Origin of the sequence: Hungatella sp. SL.1.14, assembly GCF_024460495.1 — a bacterium.
GTDB lineage: Bacteria > Bacillota > Clostridia > Lachnospirales > Lachnospiraceae > Hungatella > Hungatella hathewayi.
On the sequence record NZ_JANFYJ010000002.1, the window covers coordinates 93,037 to 111,530 of the forward strand.

The following is an 18,494-nucleotide window of genomic DNA, read 5'->3' on the forward strand; positions in this document are numbered from 1 at the left end:
TATGACGAAGAAACAGAAAACGATGGCGGCAAGGCTGTCGGTCAGTGCAGTATTTCTGGTTGCGGGAGCCCTGATGGAAGGGCGTACGGCTTATGCCTGGATCCCGTTTGTGATTTCTTATCTGTCGGCCGGATATGATATTCCGCTTAAGGCAGTGCGCAATATTTTCCATGGTCAGGTATTTGATGAGAATTTCCTGATGACAGTGGCGACTTTTGGAGCAATCGGCTGCGGGGCCTTGGAGGAAGCAGTTGCGGTTATGCTGTTTTACCAGGTCGGTGAACTGTTCAGTGATTATGCGGTCAACAAATCCAGAAAGTCCATCACCGAGCTGATGGATATCAACCCGGAGTATGCAAATCTGGTCCGGGATGGAAAAGAGGAGAAGGTCGATCCGTATGAAGTTGAAATCGGAGACACGATCATCATAAAACCGGGTGAAAAGGTGCCGCTCGACGGCGTGATTGTAAAAGGCAGCTCCAGTCTCGATACAAAGGCTTTAACCGGAGAATCCATGCCGGTGGAGGTAAAGGAACGCGATCCGATCATCAGCGGCTCCATCAATTTAAATGGGCTCCTGGAAGTGCAGGTGACGAAGCTGTTTGATGACTCCACAGTGGCAAAGATTCTGGAACTGGTGGAAAATGCAAGCTCCAGAAAGGCAAAGGCCGAGAATTTTATCACGAAATTTGCCAGAGTGTATACTCCGGTGGTGGTCTGTCTGGCTTTGGTTCTTGCCGTTATCCCACCTCTTCTTACAGGCGGAAACTGGGGAATCTGGATATACCGTGCGTGCAGCTTCCTGGTAGTTTCCTGCCCGTGTGCTCTGGTTATCTCTGTTCCGCTCAGCTTTTTCGGAGGCCTGGGCGCGGCCTCCAGGCAGGGAATCCTGATGAAGGGGAGCAACTATCTGGAAGCCGTGGCATCACTCGACACGGTTGTGTTTGACAAGACGGGAACGCTGACTACAGGGAAGTTCCAGGTAACCCGGGTAAAACCGGCGGAGGGAACGAAGGACCAGCTGCTGGAACTGGCAGCCTACGGGGAATTCCACTCCAATCATCCGATCGCCATATCGGTGAAGGAGGCGTATGGAAAGCGCGTGGAGGAATCCAGGATTGTTACGGCAAAAGAGATTGCCGGACATGGGATTCATGCCGTGCTGGAGCTGGAGAACGGCAGAAAAGACTTATATATCGGTAACGAACGGCTGATGAAGGCACAGGGAATTACCATAACAGAGGTGCCGGAGATTATGGGAACCTCCCTCTATATCGCGGAGGACGGTGTTTTCCTCGGCTCCATCATCATCTCTGATACGGTGCGGGAAGATGTTCCGGATGCACTGCACGGACTCAGAAGAGCCGGTGTGAGACGCCTGATCATGCTGACCGGAGATAAGCCCGAGGTGGGCAGGGCGGTTGCGGATAAGCTGAGTCTCGATGAAGCATACGGCGGCCTGCTGCCGGCGGATAAGGTTTTAAAGGTGGAGGAACTCCTGACTGCCAAGCCTGAAGGCAGCACGCTGGGATTCGTCGGCGACGGGATCAATGATGCCCCGGTTCTCGCCAGGGCGGATATCGGCATTGCCATGGGCGGAATCGGTTCCGACGCGGCAGTGGAGGCGGCCGACGTGGTTATTATGACAGATGAGCCATCGAGACTCGTGGACGCCATCGTGATTGCCAGAAAGACCATGCGGATTGTGAAACAGAATATTATATTTGCAATCGGTGTGAAGGTGCTGGTACTGATTCTTACGGCACTGGGCTTTGCGACCATGTGGGCGGCGGTATTTGCCGATGTGGGGGTTTCGGTACTGGCGATCTTGAATGCCATCCGGGCGCTGAATTATAAGAAGGCGCGGGATAAGGCTTTTGAAGGCTGAACGGTTACTTTGCTTCCAGATTATGAATAAAAATACATTGACAAACTTTTTTCAAGCTGTTATATTTTACACATATAACGGGGGTGATGTGAGAGAATTTCACCGGGGCGAACGCTCCGGTCAGGGGTTCTGGCACATCACGCCCCTTTTTCGTTTCACAGGAATAAGAGAGGAAAGGGAGACGCCATTATGAGCAAATACAGGAAAGAAGATATCTTCCGAATCGTGGAAGAGGAGGACGTGGAGTTTATCCGGCTTCAGTTTACGGACATTTTTGGAATGCTGAAAAATGTTGCCATTACATCGAGCCAGCTGAAAAAGGCGCTCGATAACCGCTGTATGTTTGACGGGTCCTCCATCGAGGGCTTTGTGCGGATTGAGGAATCTGACATGTATTTATATCCGGATCTGGATACCTTTGAGATATTCCCGTGGCGGCCGCAGCAGGGAAAGGTGGCGCGGCTGATGTGCGATGTCTACCGTCCTGACAAGACTCCGTTTGAGGGGGATCCGCGGTATGTATTAAGACGGGTGCTGAAGGAAGCGTCTGATATGGGCTTTGTCTTCAACGCCGGGCCGGAGTGTGAATTCTTCATTTTCCAGACCGACGAGGAAGGACGGCCGACGACAGAGACCCACGAAATAGCCGGCTACTTCGATGTGGCTCCGATCGATCAGGGAGAGAATGTGCGCCGGGATATCGTGCTCAACCTGGAGGATATGGGCTTTATGATAGAGGCCTCCCACCACGAGATGGCGCCGGGGCAGCATGAGATAGACTTCGAGTACGCGGAAGGGCTGGTGACGGCCGACAATGTCATGACGTTTAAGATGGCGGTAAAAGCCATAGCGAAGCGTCACGGCCTTCACGCCACATTTATGCCGAAGCCGAAGGCCGGAGTCAACGGATCGGGGATGCATCTGAATATGTCCCTGTCCGGTTTAAACGGCAAAAATCTGTTTGAGGATGAGACGGATCAGCTGGGGCTCAGCCGGATTGCCTATCAGTTTATGGCCGGAATTTTAAGCCATATGAAGGAAATGACCATTTTAACGAATCCGCTGGTGAATTCCTACAAACGGCTTGTGCCGGGATATGACGCTCCTGTCTATATCGCGTGGTCTGCCAAAGCAAACCGCAGTCCCCTGATCCGAATTCCGTCTTCAAGAGGAGAGAGCACCCGAATCGAGCTTCGCTGCCCGGATCCTTCCGTCAATCCTTATCTGGCGCTGGCGGCCTGCCTGGCAGCCGGACTGGACGGAATCAAAAAGGGAATGGTACCGCCGGACAGTGTGGATACTAATATTTATACCATGGCGCCGGAGGAGGTCCGTGCGCGCGGGATTTCCAGACTTCCCGAGACACTGGGGGAGGCCATCGAGGAATTTAAGAGCAGTGAGTTTATGAAAAAGGTTCTGGGAGAGCATATTTATACCAAATACCTGGAAGCCAAGGAGGCCGAATGGCGTATGTTCCGGGCGTACGTAACGGATTGGGAGACAAAGGAGTACTTATATAAGTATTGACCGTTTTGTTTCGCAGCTGATTCGATACCCTGGAGGTGAGTGCGCTTGGCCAATGTGATTGTGGCGTTTTCCAAACCGGAGGACGCGAAAAATATTAGAAATATTCTTGCGAAAAATGGCTTTGCCGTCGCGGCGGTCTGTACTTCCGGCGCACAGGCCATTAACTGCGCCGATGAACTGGGGAGCGGGATTCTGGTCTGCGGAGGCAGATTTGCGGATATGGTGTACGATGAACTCCATGACTGCCTGCCGCCCGGGGTCCGGATGCTCTTAGTCGCATCTCCGGGACTCTGGAACGGAAGGGCTCCGGAGGATGTGGTCTGTCTCGGACTCCCCTTAAAGGTGCACGATCTGGTCAGTACTCTGGAAATGATGATGGAATCGCTGGTCAGGAGGAGAAAAAAACAGAGAGTGAAGCCCCTGGAGCGGAGCAGGGAGGAGCAGGAATTAATCAAACAGGCGAAGGAGCTTCTGATGGACAGAAACCATATGACGGAGACGGATGCCCACCGCTATCTGCAGAAATGCAGTATGGACAGCGGAACCAACATGGTGGAGACCGCGCAGATGATTATGAGCCTGATTAACAGATAAGGGGGGATACCATGAAGTTTACAAAGATGCAGGGAACCGGAAATGACTACGTTTATATCAATTGTTTTGAGGAGACGGTGGAGCGGCCGGAGGAACTGGCGGTGAAAGTCAGCGACCGCCATTTTGGAATCGGTTCGGATGGCCTGATTCTGATCTGTCCTTCCGGGCAGGCGGACTGCCGCATGAAGATGTTTAACGCCGACGGCTCTGAGAGTGAGATGTGCGGAAATGGAATCCGCTGTGTGGGGAAATTCGTGTATGACCACCATATTGTGGAAAAGAAAGAATTCGATGTGGAGACGAAGGCGGGAATCAAGCACTTAAAGGTCACGGACGAGGGCGGAAAAGCAGCGCTTATCACGGTGGACATGGGAATTCCGGAGGTGACGGGAAAGGTGCCGGAGCCGATCGTGGTCGACGGCCGGTCCTATGAGTTTATTGGAATATCCATGGGGAATCCCCATGCCATTTATTATATGGATGAGATTGACGACCTGGATCTGGAAGCGATAGGGCCGGCGTTTGAGACACATGAACGTTTTCCGGAGCGGACCAATTCCGAGTTTATCCAGGTGGTCGACAGAAGTCATCTCCGCATGCGCGTGTGGGAGCGCGGAAGCGGAGAGACGTGGGCCTGCGGCACGGGAGCAACGGCAAGCGCGGTGGCCTCCGTCTTAAGCGGCAGGACGGAGAATACCGTGGAGGTGGAGCTAAAGGGGGGAACCTTACAGATTACCTGGGACCGGGAGAGCGGCCATGTGTATATGACAGGACCGGCCGTGGAAGTATTTCAGGGGGAGTTTCAGCCAGAAAATCTATAATACGCTTACAGGAGGACATCAATGGTAAAAGTAAATGACAACTATTTAAAACTGCCGGGAAGCTATCTGTTTTCGGCCATCGCAAAAAAGGTGAATACCTATACTGCTGCAAATCCGGATAAGAAGATCATCCGTCTTGGAATCGGCGACGTCACGCAGCCCATCGCGCCGGCTCTCATAAAGGCGCTTCATGATGCCGTGGATGAGATGGGAAACGCGGAAACCTTTCATGGCTATGCGCCGGATCTGGGTTATGGCTTTTTGCGGGAGGCCATTGCGGCAGGCGATTACGCGTCACGCGGCTGTGAGATCGATGCGGATGAAATCTTCGTTTCCGACGGTGCGAAATGCGACTGCGGCAATATCCAGGAAATCTTCAGCGAGGATGCGGTAATTGCCGTGTGTGATCCGGTCTATCCGGTTTACGTGGACTCCAATGTTATGGCCGGAAGGACAGGGGAGTATGACGAGAAGACGGGGAAATGGAGCAGAGTCATTTACATGCCGTGTACGGCAGAGAACCAGTTCGTTCCGGAACTGCCAAAGGAGACTCCTGACCTGATCTACTTATGTGTTCCGTGCAATCCCACCGGAACCACGCTTACGAGAGACCAGCTTAAGGTGTGGGTCGACTATGCCAACAGAACAGGCGCTGTGATCCTTTACGACGCGGCTTATGAGGCATATATCGCGGAGGACACGGTCCCGCACTCCATCTTCGAAATCCCGGGGGCCAGAACATGTGCCATAGAGTTCCGCTCCTTCTCGAAAAATGCAGGCTTTACCGGCGTGCGGCTGGGATTTACCGTGATTCCGAAGGATCTGGTCCGCGGAGGCGTTACACTTCATTCTCTGTGGGCGAGGCGCCACGGAACGAAGTTTAACGGCGCTCCTTATATCGTTCAGAAGGCCGGTGAGGCCGTATACTCTCCGGAAGGAAGAGCACAGTTAAAGGAGCAGGTGGCCTATTATATGAGAAATGCGAAGGTGATTTATGACGGGCTGAAGGAGGCCGGATGCGAGGTATACGGCGGTGTCAACGCCCCTTATATCTGGCTCGTGGTACCCGATGGAATGACGTCCTGGGAGTTCTTCGACTGCCTTTTAAATGAAGCCGGCGTAGTGGGAACTCCTGGAAGCGGATTTGGCCCCAGCGGCGAGGGATACTTCCGTTTAACGGCCTTCGGCACATATGAGAACACGGTGGAAGCCGTGGAACGCATCAAAAATATGCCTTCTTTAAGAAAATAACGTTGACAACCGGTCTGTAAGTGGGTATGATAGGTGTGAAAAAAGAAAATAAAGAATATGGTTATTAATAAAAAGGACAAAAGCGTTCGTACCCTGGTGGTGCTGACGCTTTTTTTAATATCACAGGAAAGTGCTCCCGTGGTATTAAAAAGCCCTCCGGACAGGATTACCCTGCGGTGGTCAGGAATCATGTCGCGAAAGCGGCCCGCCGCAGGCAGAGAATCCATTTTGCGGGATTTCTTCGTAACGTGTGTCCTGTCGTAATTTGCCTGAAAAGAAGGAGAGAACAACAAAATGGACGAGATCGATAAGAAAATATTGCAGATGCTGCAGGAAAATGCAAGGTATTCTCTTAAAAAGATTGCAGAGAATACATACCTGTCTTCACCGGCGGTTTCTTCCAGAATCGGCAGGCTGGAGCGGGAAGACATCATTACCGGATACCATGCGGCGGTGGATCCGGTCAAGCTGGGATACCACATCATTGCATTTGTGAATCTGGACGTTCTGCCGGGAGAAAAGCCCGCATTCTATGCCCGGATGGCGGAGATTCCCAATGTGCTGGAATGCAATTGTGTGACAGGAGACTATTCCATGCTGTTAAAGGTGGCCTTTCAGAGCACTATGGAGCTGGACGTTTTTATCGGTGAAGTGCAGAAGTACGGGAAGACAAACACGCAGATCGTATTTTCGACGCCGGTCGGTCCGAGGGGAGCGGACGTCATGACGGCCGGGATATGAAGAACCTGCGGGAATCGATCAAAAGTGGTACATTCAGGGCTCTTTTCACATACTTTATAATATAGAGGTATGTGAAAGGAGTTTTTCTTTTGGCTGAAAGAAAGATAGTAGTGATAGATGCCGGTCACGGCGGCGCTGATCCCGGCGCAAAATTTGAAGGGAGACAGGAAAAGGACGACGCCCTGAGGCTGGCGCTGGCGGTAGGAAACATCCTGTCGCAGAATGGGGTAGATGTAAGATATACAAGAACCGACGATACGTATAATACGCCTTTGGAAAAAGCCACGATGGCGAATGAGGCGGGAGCGGACTATTTCGTATCAATTCACCGCAATGCAATGCCGATACCGGGCAGCGCCTCCGGAGTCATGAGCCTCGTGTTTGAAAATAAGGGAGTTCCGGCCCAGCTTGCAAACAATATCAATGAGGAACTGGCCAATACGGGGTTTGCCAACCTGGGCATCATCGAGAGGCCGGGGCTGGTGGTGCTTCGGAGAACCGAAATGCCGGCTGTTCTGGTAGAGGTGGGATTTATCGACAATGAAGCCGACAATCAGCTCTTTGATGACAATTTACACGCCATTGCAGAGGCCATTGCCAACGGCATTCTGACAACGATTCGGGAAGGCGAGGCAGAGCAGCCGGAGTACTACCAGATTCAGACGGGAGCTTACCGCATCCGTTCACTGGCAGAACAGCAGCAAAATACGCTGCGGTCCCAGGGATTTCCTGCCTTTATCGTCAGTGAAGACGGTTTATTCAAGGTACGGGCTGGCGCCTTCCGGGAACTGGATAACGCTGTGCGCATGGAGCAGGAACTGAGACGGTATGGATACAATACATTTCTCGTCAGAAGACCGGCTGTTTCTTAAGAGACCGGACCGGGACCGTATTCCTGCAGAGAATATGGTCCCGGCTGGGAATCCGGGACCGGGGGAATAGCAGCCGTGATGACACGGCGGTATCTCGCATATTCCGGGAAAATAGTGTCCGCGGCCGTAAATGTGTGGTATAATAGAGATAGAAAAACAACAAATCAACGGTCACGCATGCACAGGAGGGATTCACATGGGAGATAAGAAACTTATTATTACCATTGGCCGTCAGTATGGCAGCGGCGGCAATGAAATCGGTCGGAAGTTGGCGGAGGAACTGGGAATTGATTTTTACGACAAGAATATTCTGCGTATGAATTCCGACGAGAGCGGTATCAAGGAGAGTTACTTTCACCTGGCGGATGAGAAAGCGGGGAGCCGGCTTCTGTACCGGATCGTCAGCGGCATGACGCCGGAGATGAGAGAGCCAAGCTTCGGATCGGATCTGATCTCGGCGGACAATCTGTTCCGGTTTCAGTCGGAGGTGATCCGGAAGCTGGCAGAGGAGCAGTCCTGTGTCATTGTGGGCCGGTGTGCGGATTACGTGCTGGAGGATGCGGATGATATCGAACTGGTTCGGGTCTTCATTTACGCAGACATGGATGCGAGAATCAGAAGAGTGAGGGAGAAGGAACTGTATGCGCCCGAGGACGTCAGGAAAAACGTGAAGCGGATTGATAAGGAACGCCGGAATTATTACCGTTATTATACGGGGAGAGGCTGGGCAGACCCGGAAAACTACGATCTGCTGATCAATACGTCGACGACGGGGATTAAGGGAAGTGTCAGAATGATTGAGGAGTACATAAAGATCAGAGGCTATAAAATTTAAGCACAGGCGGCACAGTCAGATTGGACTGTGCCGCCTGCTGTTGTGCACGGCTCCCGCCGCTTTTATATGACGGAAAATGATCTATTGTGAAAACCTGGGGGAGTGTGATATGATAGAGCCATCCGGGCTGGCAGAAGAACGAAAAGGGTCCGGGAATGGAAGGATCGGAAAACACCGGAAAGCACGGGAAAATACCGGGAATACAGGAAGAGGGACAGGAGAGAGGAAACACATGGTTAAGGCAGTAATTTTTGATATGGATGGCGTGATCATCGACAGTGAGGGAAAATATCTGGAATTTCAGCTGGAATTTGCGCAGAAGAAAAACCCGAACGTGCGCATCGAGCAGCTCTATCCAATGGTTGGCGCGACGAAAAAAGAGGCGTGGGAGGTACTGGAGCGTGCGGTCGATAATGGCCAGACGTGGGAGGAACTTAGAGATGAGTGCCGCAGGCGCGATATTTACAGTGAAGTGGACTACAGAGAGATCTACCGGCCGGAAGTTACGGAGGTTTTAAAAACTTTGAAGGAAAAGGGATACCGCCTTGCACTGGCTTCCTCCACCCAGCTGGACTTGGTGGAACGGGTCCTTCGTGAAAATGAGATCCGGGAATATTTTGAGGTGGTGGTCAGCGGCAGCCAGTTTAAGCGGAGCAAACCGGACCCTGAAATCTACCAGTATACAGCATCCCGGCTGGGCGTAAGGACGGAAGAGTGTCTGGCGGTGGAGGACTCCACCATCGGGATTACAGCGGCCAGCAGAGCCGGGATGAAGATCGCGGCGGTGATCGATAACCGCTACAATTTTGACCAGAGTCTGGCAGATTATCATATTGCCAGAGTGAAAGAGGTATTAGAAGTGGTGAAGGAAGCATAAAATACGATATACAACCTTGACGGCAGCCGTATTCTGGGAAGCTGCCGGGCGTGGATTAATACAAGGAGGAATCATTTGGAGTATATCGGTGAATTGCTGAAAGGCGTGGTCATAGGAATTGCCAACATCCTTCCCGGTATCAGCGGAGGGATGCTGGCCATATCCATGGGCGTGTACGACACGATCATCCATGCGGTGAACCGGCTTTTTAAGGAACCGGTGGAGAGCATAAGAACGCTGTTTCCCTACGGTCTGGGGGCCGTGGCTGGCATCATCAGCCTGTCCCTGGTATTCGAATACTTATTCGGGACGTTCCCTTTGCAGACGAAGCTGGCGTTTATCGGACTCATCGGAGGCGGCCTTCCGGCTCTGTTTGAGAAGACGAAGGAGCCGGGGGAGAGGAGGCGCGGCGTGATGACGATCTGCGTTACAGCCGCTGTGGTGATCTTTATCACCGTGGCAGGCGGAATGTCCATCGCCTCAGGCTCCCATGGCGGTGCTGGGACGGTTAAGACCGGAGCAGAGTATCTCTCCTCCGGCCGGTTCTGGATTATCTCCATGTTCCTGGTAGGCATACTGGCTGCGGGAACCATGGTGGTACCGGGAGTGAGCGGATCCATGATTATGATGATGATCGGAGTGTACGAACCGCTGCTGCAGACGACGAACGGCTGTATCAGGGCTGCGGCCGCGTTTGATTTTCCGGCGCTTTTATCCGACGGACTGGTTCTGCTTCCTTATTTTACAGGGCTGGGCCTCGGAATCTTTCTGTTTGCGAAAATCGTGGAACATTTGCTGGTCAATCACGAGCGCCAGATGTACTGCGTCATCATCGGTCTGGTATTTTCTTCGCCGGTGGTGATTCTGTGGGATGTGGCCTGGAGCCGGATCGAACTCTATCAGCTGCTGGGAGGGATCTCCCTGTGTCTGCTGGGATATGTGGCGGCAGTCCGATGCGGCGGAGAAGGGTGAGCGGAGAACAGATCACTCATAGCAATAGGAAACAAAAAACTGATGCATTCGTTCTGCCGGGCAGACGATGCATCAGTTTTTCGTTTTACTATGGGTGCGTTCCCATAGAATCCGATTATGGATTTAACTCAGCGATTCTTGTGATTCCCACATAGATATGGGAAATCTTATACCAGGTGCGGAAATCGATGACTCCCGTCACCGGAAGGCCGAAGATGGACTGGAATTCCCGTACGGCTGCCGCTGTTGCCGGTCCGTAGATTCCATCCGGTGTGATATGCGGGATAGCGCTGTATACAGTGGCAATGGCATCCAGCTGTTCCTGCACCTGCTGTACCTTCTGGCCGCTGGAACCGATGGTTAAATCGTAGCCGGGCCAGGAAGCGGGAATTCCGGAAATCTGCTCTGCCGTGTTGATATACATGTCGTCCCCGTAGAAATAGCGCAGAATTTCAATGGGGCTGTATCCGCGCTCACCCAGATCGGCGGAGCCCCACTGGGTCATCCAGCCCTTGTGCTGACAGGATACGCGGTTGCCGTCACAGTACTGGGTCAGAATCGGCTGTTTGACCTCGGGACGCGATAAGTAGTTGTCGAAGATTTCATCCACAACTTCAGAGATGGACTGGAAGATGTTTCTGCCGTAAATCCATTTATGGTCATAGGCTGTGGAGGAAGTGATGGTGAAATCGTAGCCCTGGTTGCGGTACCACTCCGTATAGACGCGGTTCAGCGTGAAGCTCATAATGGCCAGAACGTTTGCTGTTATAGAGGAGCGGGGCCATGTGGCGTAGATTTCACTGGAGGCTACATTCTTGATATAGTCCCGGTATGGAACGTAGTAATTGGGGGCGGTAGAGTCGGTTGGGACTCCGTCATGTACCACGACGGTCTGAGGAACCACCACGCGGCTTAAGACGATCTCACCGGTTTCAGCCACCGGCTTTACTTCAGCTTCAGCAATTTTAGGAGGATAGTATCCATAGAGCGTGTGGTCCGGTATGACGATGGGGGTGTCCGGTGATGTCTCGTCGGCCAGTGGTGTCATGCGTACCGGCTGGATCGCGAGAGCGTCCGGCAGAATTTCCGTTCCGGAGATGGCGACTTCCGCAAAGCCCTGCGCCCGGATGGTGATGGTATATTCGGAATAGGGCTGGGTTAAGCCGGGCGACAGGCTGTATTCCAGCGGAGGAGCGGCTAAGCGGATTTCCCCGGTCTGGCCGGAAGAATTGGTGTTCGTCGATTCTACAGTACTTTCAGGATCTCCTTTGTAGGCGATGGAAACTTCGGCATCGCGGATAGGAAAATTGTTTTCGGCAGAAACTACGTTTACCTGGAGAGAGCCGGTATCAGTAGGTTCCAGTGCGGCAGCGGTCATATATTTTCTCATAGATTGCCCCTTTATTGGATGATTACTGACAGTATATGACGGCTGTCTCCCAAATGTTCCGGTTTTTCGGAAAACGGGCTGCGGCGTAGAATTTTTCTGCTGAGAGGGGGGCAGGCGCCGCAGACCGGGAATCCCGGCTGACTGTAGGGATTCCGAATTTCCGGCCGGTTTACCGGAACATGGATTCTACGTAGTTACGCATTTCATTCCGGCTTTCAACGTTTCTGGCTCCGTCTGTGACCTCTTTCCGTCTGGATTCCGGAAGCTGTGCAAAGCGGGTCAGAATGTCGGAATGCTGTGCCAGTTCCATCGTAAAGCCGATGGGCATTTCACTGTTATCTATCATGAACATCACCTCGCAAATAGTCTCTGCAGATTTACGCCGGATTATTCGCCAGGACGGTTTTTCCTTCAGGATGTAAAAGCCACGGCCGGAAGAACCATCCATATTCATGGCGTAAAGTGGAAATTGTATAATATGTTTAAAAGAAAGGGTCTGTCACGCGAAAAGATAGGCAGACAATCGTGAAGAAAAGAGTTGAAAAATGTCGTGAAATCATGTATAATCTATTCAATTTGGGCTGATTTTCAGAATGCCCGGACAACCCATAGTATACAGCATAACTCATAGCATTAAGAAAGGATTGGGACTTTACGTATGAAAGCTTTTTTAATACTGGAAGACGGAACCGTATTCACAGGGACCAGCATTGGTTCGAAGAGGGAAGTGATCAGCGAAATCGTATTTAATACTTCCATGACCGGTTATTTAGAAGTCCTCACCGACCCCTCGTATGCAGGGCAGGCCGTGGTGATGACGTACCCGCTTATTGGTAATTACGGAATCTGCCGTGACGATATGGAATCGCGGAAAGCATGGCCGGACGGCTACATTGTCAGAGAATTATCTAGAATCCCCAGCAACTTCAGAAGCGGGGATACCATTCAGCATTTCTTAGAGGAACAAGATATTCCAGGTATCAGTGGTATCGATACGAGAGCCCTAACAAAAATCTTAAGAGAAAAAGGTACCATGAACGGCATGATTACAACCAATGAAAATTTTGATTGTAATGAGGCTGTTGCCCGCATGAAAAAATATTCAGTTACCGGTGTGGTGAAGAAAACCACCTGCGCTGAGAAATACGTGCTTCCGGGAGATGGAAAGAAGGTGGCGCTTCTCGATTTAGGCGCCAAGATGAACATAGCCCGTTCTTTAAATGAAAGAGGCTGCCAGGTAACCGTATACCCGGCCACGACGGCGGCGGAAGAGATTCTGGCAGGCAATCCCGACGGAATCATGCTTTCCAACGGACCTGGAGATCCCAAGGAGTGTACGGATATTATCACCGAAATCCGTAAATTATATGAATCAGATGTTCCGATTTTTGCCATCTGCCTCGGCCATCAGCTGATGGCGCTGGCTACAGGGGCGGATACTCACAAGTTAAAATACGGTCACCGCGGCGGAAACCATCCGGTCAAGGATTTAGAGACTGGACGCGTCTACATCTCGTCACAGAACCACGGCTATGTGGTGGACATGGATACGATCGATCCGGGGACGGCCGTTCCGGCGTTTGTCAATGTCAACGACGGCACCAATGAGGGCTTAAAATACGTAAATAAAAATATTTTCACAGTTCAGTACCATCCGGAGGCATGTCCGGGACCGCTGGACTCCGGCTACTTATTTGACAGATTTTTAAACATGATGGAGGAGGGAAAGTAATGCCGAAGAATCCTGATATTAAAAAAGTACTTGTTCTCGGCTCCGGCCCGATCATCATCGGCCAGGCGGCAGAATTCGACTATGCGGGAACCCAGGCGTGCCGTTCTTTAAAAGAGGAAGGCATCGAGGTTGTTCTCTTAAACTCCAATCCGGCGACCATTATGACGGATAAGGATATTGCAGACAGGGTCTACATCGAACCGTTGACCGTGGAAGTGGTGGAACAGCTGATTCTGAAAGAGAAACCGGACAGTGTGCTCCCGACTCTGGGCGGCCAGGCGGGATTAAACCTTGCCATGGAGTTAGAGGACGCCGGATTCTTTAGGGATCACAATGTGCGTCTGATCGGAACCACGGCTCTCACGATCAAAAAGGCGGAAGACCGTGAGATGTTCAAGGAGACCATGGAAAAGATCGGTGAGCCGGTAGCACCCTCTGATATCGTGGAGGATGTAAAACACGGTCTGGAGATCGCGGCAGAGATCGGTTATCCGGTAGTTCTCCGTCCTGCTTATACACTGGGCGGTTCCGGCGGCGGTATCGCTGAGAATCCGGAGCAGTGCGCGGAGATTCTGGAAAACGGCCTTCGTTTATCCCGTGTGGGCCAGGTTCTGGTGGAACGCTGCATCGCGGGCTGGAAGGAAATTGAATATGAAGTAATGCGCGACGGCGCGGGAAATGTAATCACCGTCTGCAACATGGAAAATATCGATCCGGTGGGCGTTCATACCGGGGACAGCATCGTAGTGGCTCCCTCCCAGACTCTGGGCGACAAGGAATACCAGATGCTGCGTACCTCAGCACTTAAAATCATCAGCGAACTGGGAATCACCGGCGGCTGCAACGTACAGTATGCCCTGAATCCGGACAGCTTTGAATACTGCGTCATCGAGGTAAATCCGCGTGTGAGCCGTTCTTCCGCGCTGGCTTCCAAGGCTACCGGCTACCCGATCGCCAAGGTTGCGGCCAAGATTGCGCTGGGCTATACCCTGGACGAGATTAAGAATGCGGTTACGAAGAAGACGTACGCCAGCTTTGAGCCGATGCTGGATTACTGCGTGGTCAAGATGCCGCGCCTTCCGTTTGACAAGTTTATCAGTGCCAAAAGGACACTGGGAACCCAGATGAAGGCGACCGGAGAGGTCATGAGCATCTGCACGAATTTTGAAGGCGGTTTAATGAAGGCGATCCGCTCTTTAGAGCAGCATGTTGACAGCCTGATGTCCTATGATTTTACGGGGCTTTCCGACGAGGAATTAAAAGAGACGCTGGCCCTCGTGGATGACAGGAGAATCTGGGTGATTGCGGAGGCGTTAAGACGCGGCTTCACTTATGATACAATCCATGCGATCACAAAGATCGATGTCTGGTTTATCGATAAGCTGGCGATCATCGTGGAGATGGAAGAGGCGCTTAAGAAGGGACCGCTGACGGTGGATCTGCTGAGAGAAGCCAAGAGAATCGAGTTCCCGGACAACGTCATCGCCAGACTGACAGGAAGCTCCGAACAGGAGATTCATCAGATGCGTAAGGATAACAACATTGTGGCCGCGTTTAAGATGGTGGATACGTGCGCGGCTGAATTTGCGGCGGAGACGCCTTACTACTATTCCTGCTTTGGCAGCGAGAATGAAGCCGCATATACCAGCGGGCGGAAGAAGGTGCTTGTCCTCGGTTCCGGCCCGATCCGTATCGGCCAGGGGATCGAGTTTGACTTCTGTTCAGTTCACAGCACCTGGGCGTTCAGCAAAGAGGGTTATGAGACGATTATTGTAAATAATAATCCGGAGACGGTAAGTACCGACTTCGATATTGCGGATAAGCTGTATTTCGAGCCGCTGACACCGGAGGATGTGGAGAGCATCGTGGACATCGAGAAGCCGGATGGGGCAGTGGTTCAGTTCGGCGGCCAGACGGCCATCAAGCTGACGGAAAGTCTGATGAAGATGGGTGTTCCGATTCTCGGTACGGCCGCGGAAGATGTGGATGCGGCGGAGGACCGGGAGCTGTTTGATAAGATTCTGGAGGAATGCAGTATTCCGAGACCTGCGGGTCATACGGTTTACACTGCCGAAGAGGCTAAAGAAGCGGCCCATAAGCTGGGATATCCGGTGCTGGTCCGTCCATCCTATGTTTTAGGCGGCCAGGGCATGCAGATCGCCATCAGCGACCAGGATGTGGACGAATTTATCGGAATCATCAACCAGATTGCCCAGGAGCATCCGATACTCGTAGATAAGTATATCATGGGAAAAGAGATCGAGGTTGATGCCATCTGTGACGGCACCGACATTCTGATCCCGGGAATCATGCAGCATATCGAGAGGACCGGTATTCATTCCGGCGACAGTATTTCCGTCTATCCGGCTCAGGATCTGACAGAGAAGAACATCGAGACTTTAGTAGACTATACGGAGAAGCTGGCGAGAGCCCTTCACGTGAAAGGAATGATCAACATTCAGTTCATTGTGGACGGAGACGACGTGTACATCATCGAGGTGAATCCGCGTTCTTCCCGTACCGTGCCGTATATCAGCAAGGTTACCGGAATCCCCATCGTGCCGCTGGCGACGCAGATCATCTGCGGACGGACCATCCGGGAGCTGGGCTATACGCCGGGACTTCAGCCTTCCGCGGACTATATCGCCATCAAGATGCCGGTATTCTCCTTTGAAAAAATCCGTGGCGCCGATATTAGCCTCGGGCCGGAGATGAAGTCTACCGGAGAGTGTCTGGGAATTGCGAAGACCTTCAATGAGGCGCTTTATAAGGCATTTGAGGGAGCAGGCGTGCGCCTTCCGAAGTATAAAAATATGATTATCACGGTCCGCGATTCCGAGAAGGAAGAGGCCGTGGATATAGCAAGAAGATTCCAGGCACAGGGATACCGGATTTTCTCCACCGCAGGAACTGCGAAGTTCTTAAACAGTCATGGAGTAAAGGCGCTGGCGGTAAGAAAGCTGGAACAGGAGTCCCCGAACCTGCTGGATCTGATTCTGGGACACGAGATCGATCTGGTTATCGATATCCCGCCGCAGGGTGCGGATAAGAGCCGTGACGGTTTCATAATCAGAAGAAATGCCATCGAGACAGGCGTAAACGTGCTGACCTCACTCGATACGGCGGCGGCCCTTGTGACCAGTATGGAAAACAGGGCAAATGAATTGACATTGATTGATATTGCAACGGTTTAAATGGCAGACGGGCGGCAGTCACAGGGGGAAATACCTGTGGCTGCCGTTCTGATTTAGCTCTCTGATTTATGGAATTTAAAGAAGTCCAGAGTCTCGGCAATGTCGGCCTCGTCTGTAAACAGGCCGATTGCCTTACCTGCTTCTACTGCAAAGTCCACATATCCGTTTGGTCTGGCGGTGACGAGAAGTCCGTCGCTCACAGCCAGTTCCGGGCTTGTCCGAATGCTGTTTTTTCCTTCCAGAAAACCGTACTCCTCCAGAAGATCGACGCCTGCACAGATGGCGAAGATACAGGATTTGTCCCGGTCAAGGCTGTGAAGGAAGGCGCTTAAGTCCTCTCCCCTGACACGGGAGATATCGCCGCCCGGGATGATGAAGGATGTTACTTCCTCCGGATCGATATCCTCTAAATAAGTGTCGGCCTGAACTCGGAATCCTTCTGCTGTCCGGATTGTGTCCCTGTGCGGACCTTCTGCCGGTACGGCCATGCAGTAGGAGCATGGCTGTTCCCCCATATTGGAATATCTCATGAAATACCCCAAAAGTACAATTTCATAGAAACAGCAATCGTCATAAATGAGAATATAGTTCGTCATTGAATGCTCCTCCATTGGTATTTAAACTGAAAGATGATCTAATAATTATTCAAATGACGCCACATATTCGTCAACCATTTTCAGGTAACCATTCTTCTTTTCTTCTGAAATCCAGGAAATAGAGAAGGCGTTTTTGACGATCTGAATCACATCTTCCCGAGACAGTTCGTAAGCCTCAGCGAGGCTATACAGATCATCGGAAATATAGCTTTGGAAATATGCCGGATCATCGGAGTTGACGGTTACCTGGATTCCCTGATGCAGCAGTTCCAGAATTTCTTTGCCCTTCATATCGTCCACTACAAAGCTGTTGGATACAGGACAGCAGGTTAAACCGATCTTTTTTTCTTTTATATAGGCGACGAGAGAGGGATCTTCTACAATATTGGTTCCGTGATCCAGTCGATCCACGCTGATATCCATCAGTGCCTGGCGGATATGCTCGATGGAGCCCTCCTGATCGATATCACAGTGCATGGTGATATGGAAGCCGTCTTTTTTTGCCAGAGCAAAAACCTGTGCAAACTTCTGCGGCGGATTGTCGCGTTCATCGGAATCGAGGCCGATACCAATAAATTTGCTGCGGTAAGGCAATGCGGCAAGATAAGTTTCCATCGCTGATTCTGCTGACATGTCACGCAAAAAGCACATAATCAGATTTGCCTCTACTCCAAATTCACGGGCCTGCTGTGTTGCCTCATAGTATCCATTAATTACAGCTTCAATGGGGACGCCGCGTGATGTATGAGCCTGTGGATCGAAAAACAGCTCCGCATATTTGATATTATGTTCCTTGGCCTTTTTCAAGTAATCCAATGCCAGGGCACAAAAATCTTCTGTATGCTGCAGAACATTCATGGCAGGGTAATAGACTTTTAAAAATGATGTCAGGGAATCAAACTGATACGCTGCTTTCACCTCTTCGATGGTATGCTGTCCAATATCAATGTTGTTCTTCTGTGCCAGATGAAGCTTTAATTCCGGCTCCAGAGTTCCTTCTAAATGGAGATGAAGCTCTGCTTTGGGTAAACCATAGATAAATTCTTTTGTAACTTTACATTGTGACATGTCATTCTTCCTTTCCTGATTCATGGTTTATAGTTGTATTTCATAAAATCTCATTTTTCATAAAATTTTACAGGCATTATTTGAATCGACAGGATACAGGCTCTTCTACAGGAGATCTCCTCTGAAATCACCGATT

Annotated in this window: 16 protein-coding genes; 12 read left to right on the forward strand and 4 right to left on the reverse strand. The window is 51.4% G+C overall.

The window, feature by feature from the left end; all coding sequences use genetic code 11:
- Nucleotide 1 precedes the first annotated feature (1 nt).
- The 10 genes from NE473_RS02690 (at nt 2) to NE473_RS02735 (ending at nt 10,378) form a co-directional block, all read left to right on the forward strand.
- Nucleotides 2–1,888, forward strand: coding sequence for a heavy metal translocating P-type ATPase (locus NE473_RS02690; RefSeq protein WP_055650320.1), 1,887 nt, complete (start codon nt 2–4; stop codon nt 1,886–1,888).
- A 189-nt stretch (nt 1,889–2,077) separates the two neighbouring features.
- Entirely contained in the window at nt 2,078–3,415 is a 1,338-nt protein-coding gene (glnA, locus tag NE473_RS02695) for a type I glutamate--ammonia ligase (protein WP_055650319.1), read from the forward strand.
- A gap of 45 nt (nt 3,416–3,460) precedes the next feature.
- Nucleotides 3,461–4,009, forward strand: coding sequence for an ANTAR domain-containing response regulator (locus NE473_RS02700; protein ID WP_055650318.1), 549 nt, complete (start codon nt 3,461–3,463; stop codon nt 4,007–4,009).
- A gap of 11 nt (nt 4,010–4,020) precedes the next feature.
- Nucleotides 4,021–4,830, forward strand: a complete 810-nt coding sequence (dapF, locus tag NE473_RS02705; protein ID WP_055650317.1) for a diaminopimelate epimerase — start codon at nt 4,021–4,023, stop codon at nt 4,828–4,830.
- Nucleotides 4,831–4,851: 21 nt separating this feature from the next.
- Nucleotides 4,852–6,081 carry an LL-diaminopimelate aminotransferase gene (locus tag NE473_RS02710; RefSeq protein ID WP_055650316.1) on the forward strand — a complete coding sequence of 410 codons (1,230 nt, stop codon included), beginning with the start codon at nt 4,852–4,854 and terminating at the stop codon, nt 6,079–6,081.
- Nucleotides 6,082–6,375: 294 nt separating this feature from the next.
- Nucleotides 6,376–6,822, forward strand: a complete 447-nt coding sequence (locus NE473_RS02715; RefSeq protein ID WP_022033061.1) for an Lrp/AsnC family transcriptional regulator — start codon at nt 6,376–6,378, stop codon at nt 6,820–6,822.
- Between the two features lie 89 nt (nt 6,823–6,911).
- Nucleotides 6,912–7,694, forward strand: coding sequence for an N-acetylmuramoyl-L-alanine amidase (locus NE473_RS02720; RefSeq protein ID WP_022033060.1), 783 nt, complete (start codon nt 6,912–6,914; stop codon nt 7,692–7,694).
- Between the two features lie 196 nt (nt 7,695–7,890).
- Nucleotides 7,891–8,529 carry a cytidylate kinase-like family protein gene (locus NE473_RS02725; RefSeq protein ID WP_022033059.1) on the forward strand — a complete coding sequence of 213 codons (639 nt, stop codon included), beginning with the start codon at nt 7,891–7,893 and terminating at the stop codon, nt 8,527–8,529.
- Nucleotides 8,530–8,638: 109 nt separating this feature from the next.
- Nucleotides 8,639–9,406, forward strand: a complete 768-nt coding sequence (locus NE473_RS02730) for an HAD family hydrolase (protein ID WP_341465604.1) — start codon at nt 8,639–8,641, stop codon at nt 9,404–9,406.
- 75 nt (nt 9,407–9,481) lie between these two features.
- Nucleotides 9,482–10,378, forward strand: coding sequence for a DUF368 domain-containing protein (locus NE473_RS02735; RefSeq protein ID WP_006773067.1), 897 nt, complete (start codon nt 9,482–9,484; stop codon nt 10,376–10,378).
- Between the two features lie 115 nt (nt 10,379–10,493).
- On the opposite strand, the gene NE473_RS02740 is transcribed toward NE473_RS02735, so the two are convergent.
- Nucleotides 10,494–11,768 (reverse strand): peptidoglycan-binding protein, encoded by a 1,275-nt coding sequence (locus tag NE473_RS02740; RefSeq protein WP_006773068.1) that lies wholly within the window; start codon nt 11,766–11,768, stop codon nt 10,494–10,496.
- Nucleotides 11,769–11,937: 169 nt separating this feature from the next.
- On the reverse strand, nt 11,938–12,114 hold the full coding sequence (locus tag NE473_RS02745; RefSeq protein ID WP_172682263.1) for a hypothetical protein: 177 nt from the start codon (nt 12,112–12,114) through the stop codon (nt 11,938–11,940).
- A 312-nt stretch (nt 12,115–12,426) separates the two neighbouring features.
- On the opposite strand from NE473_RS02745, the gene NE473_RS02750 reads away from it, so the two are divergent.
- Both NE473_RS02750 and carB read left to right on the forward strand, forming a co-directional pair.
- The gene (locus tag NE473_RS02750) at nt 12,427–13,500 is read left to right on the forward strand and encodes a carbamoyl phosphate synthase small subunit (RefSeq protein WP_006773070.1); all 1,074 of its coding nucleotides are present in this window, start codon (nt 12,427–12,429) and stop codon (nt 13,498–13,500) included.
- Complete coding sequence (gene carB, locus NE473_RS02755; protein ID WP_055650314.1) at nt 13,500–16,694, forward strand: carbamoyl-phosphate synthase large subunit; 3,195 nt, start codon at nt 13,500–13,502, stop codon at nt 16,692–16,694. Before NE473_RS02750 ends, carB begins: the two co-directional genes overlap by 1 nt.
- Before the next feature lie 53 nt (nt 16,695–16,747).
- Here the strand turns inward: carB and NE473_RS02760 are convergent, their stop codons facing one another.
- Together NE473_RS02760 and add are read right to left on the reverse strand one after the other, a co-directional pair.
- The gene (locus tag NE473_RS02760; RefSeq protein WP_070102793.1) at nt 16,748–17,290 is read right to left on the reverse strand and encodes a DJ-1/PfpI family protein; all 543 of its coding nucleotides are present in this window, start codon (nt 17,288–17,290) and stop codon (nt 16,748–16,750) included.
- Nucleotides 17,291–17,335: 45 nt separating this feature from the next.
- On the reverse strand, nt 17,336–18,358 hold the full coding sequence (add, locus tag NE473_RS02765; protein WP_055650312.1) for an adenosine deaminase: 1,023 nt from the start codon (nt 18,356–18,358) through the stop codon (nt 17,336–17,338).
- Between the last annotated feature and the right edge of the window lie 136 nt (nt 18,359–18,494).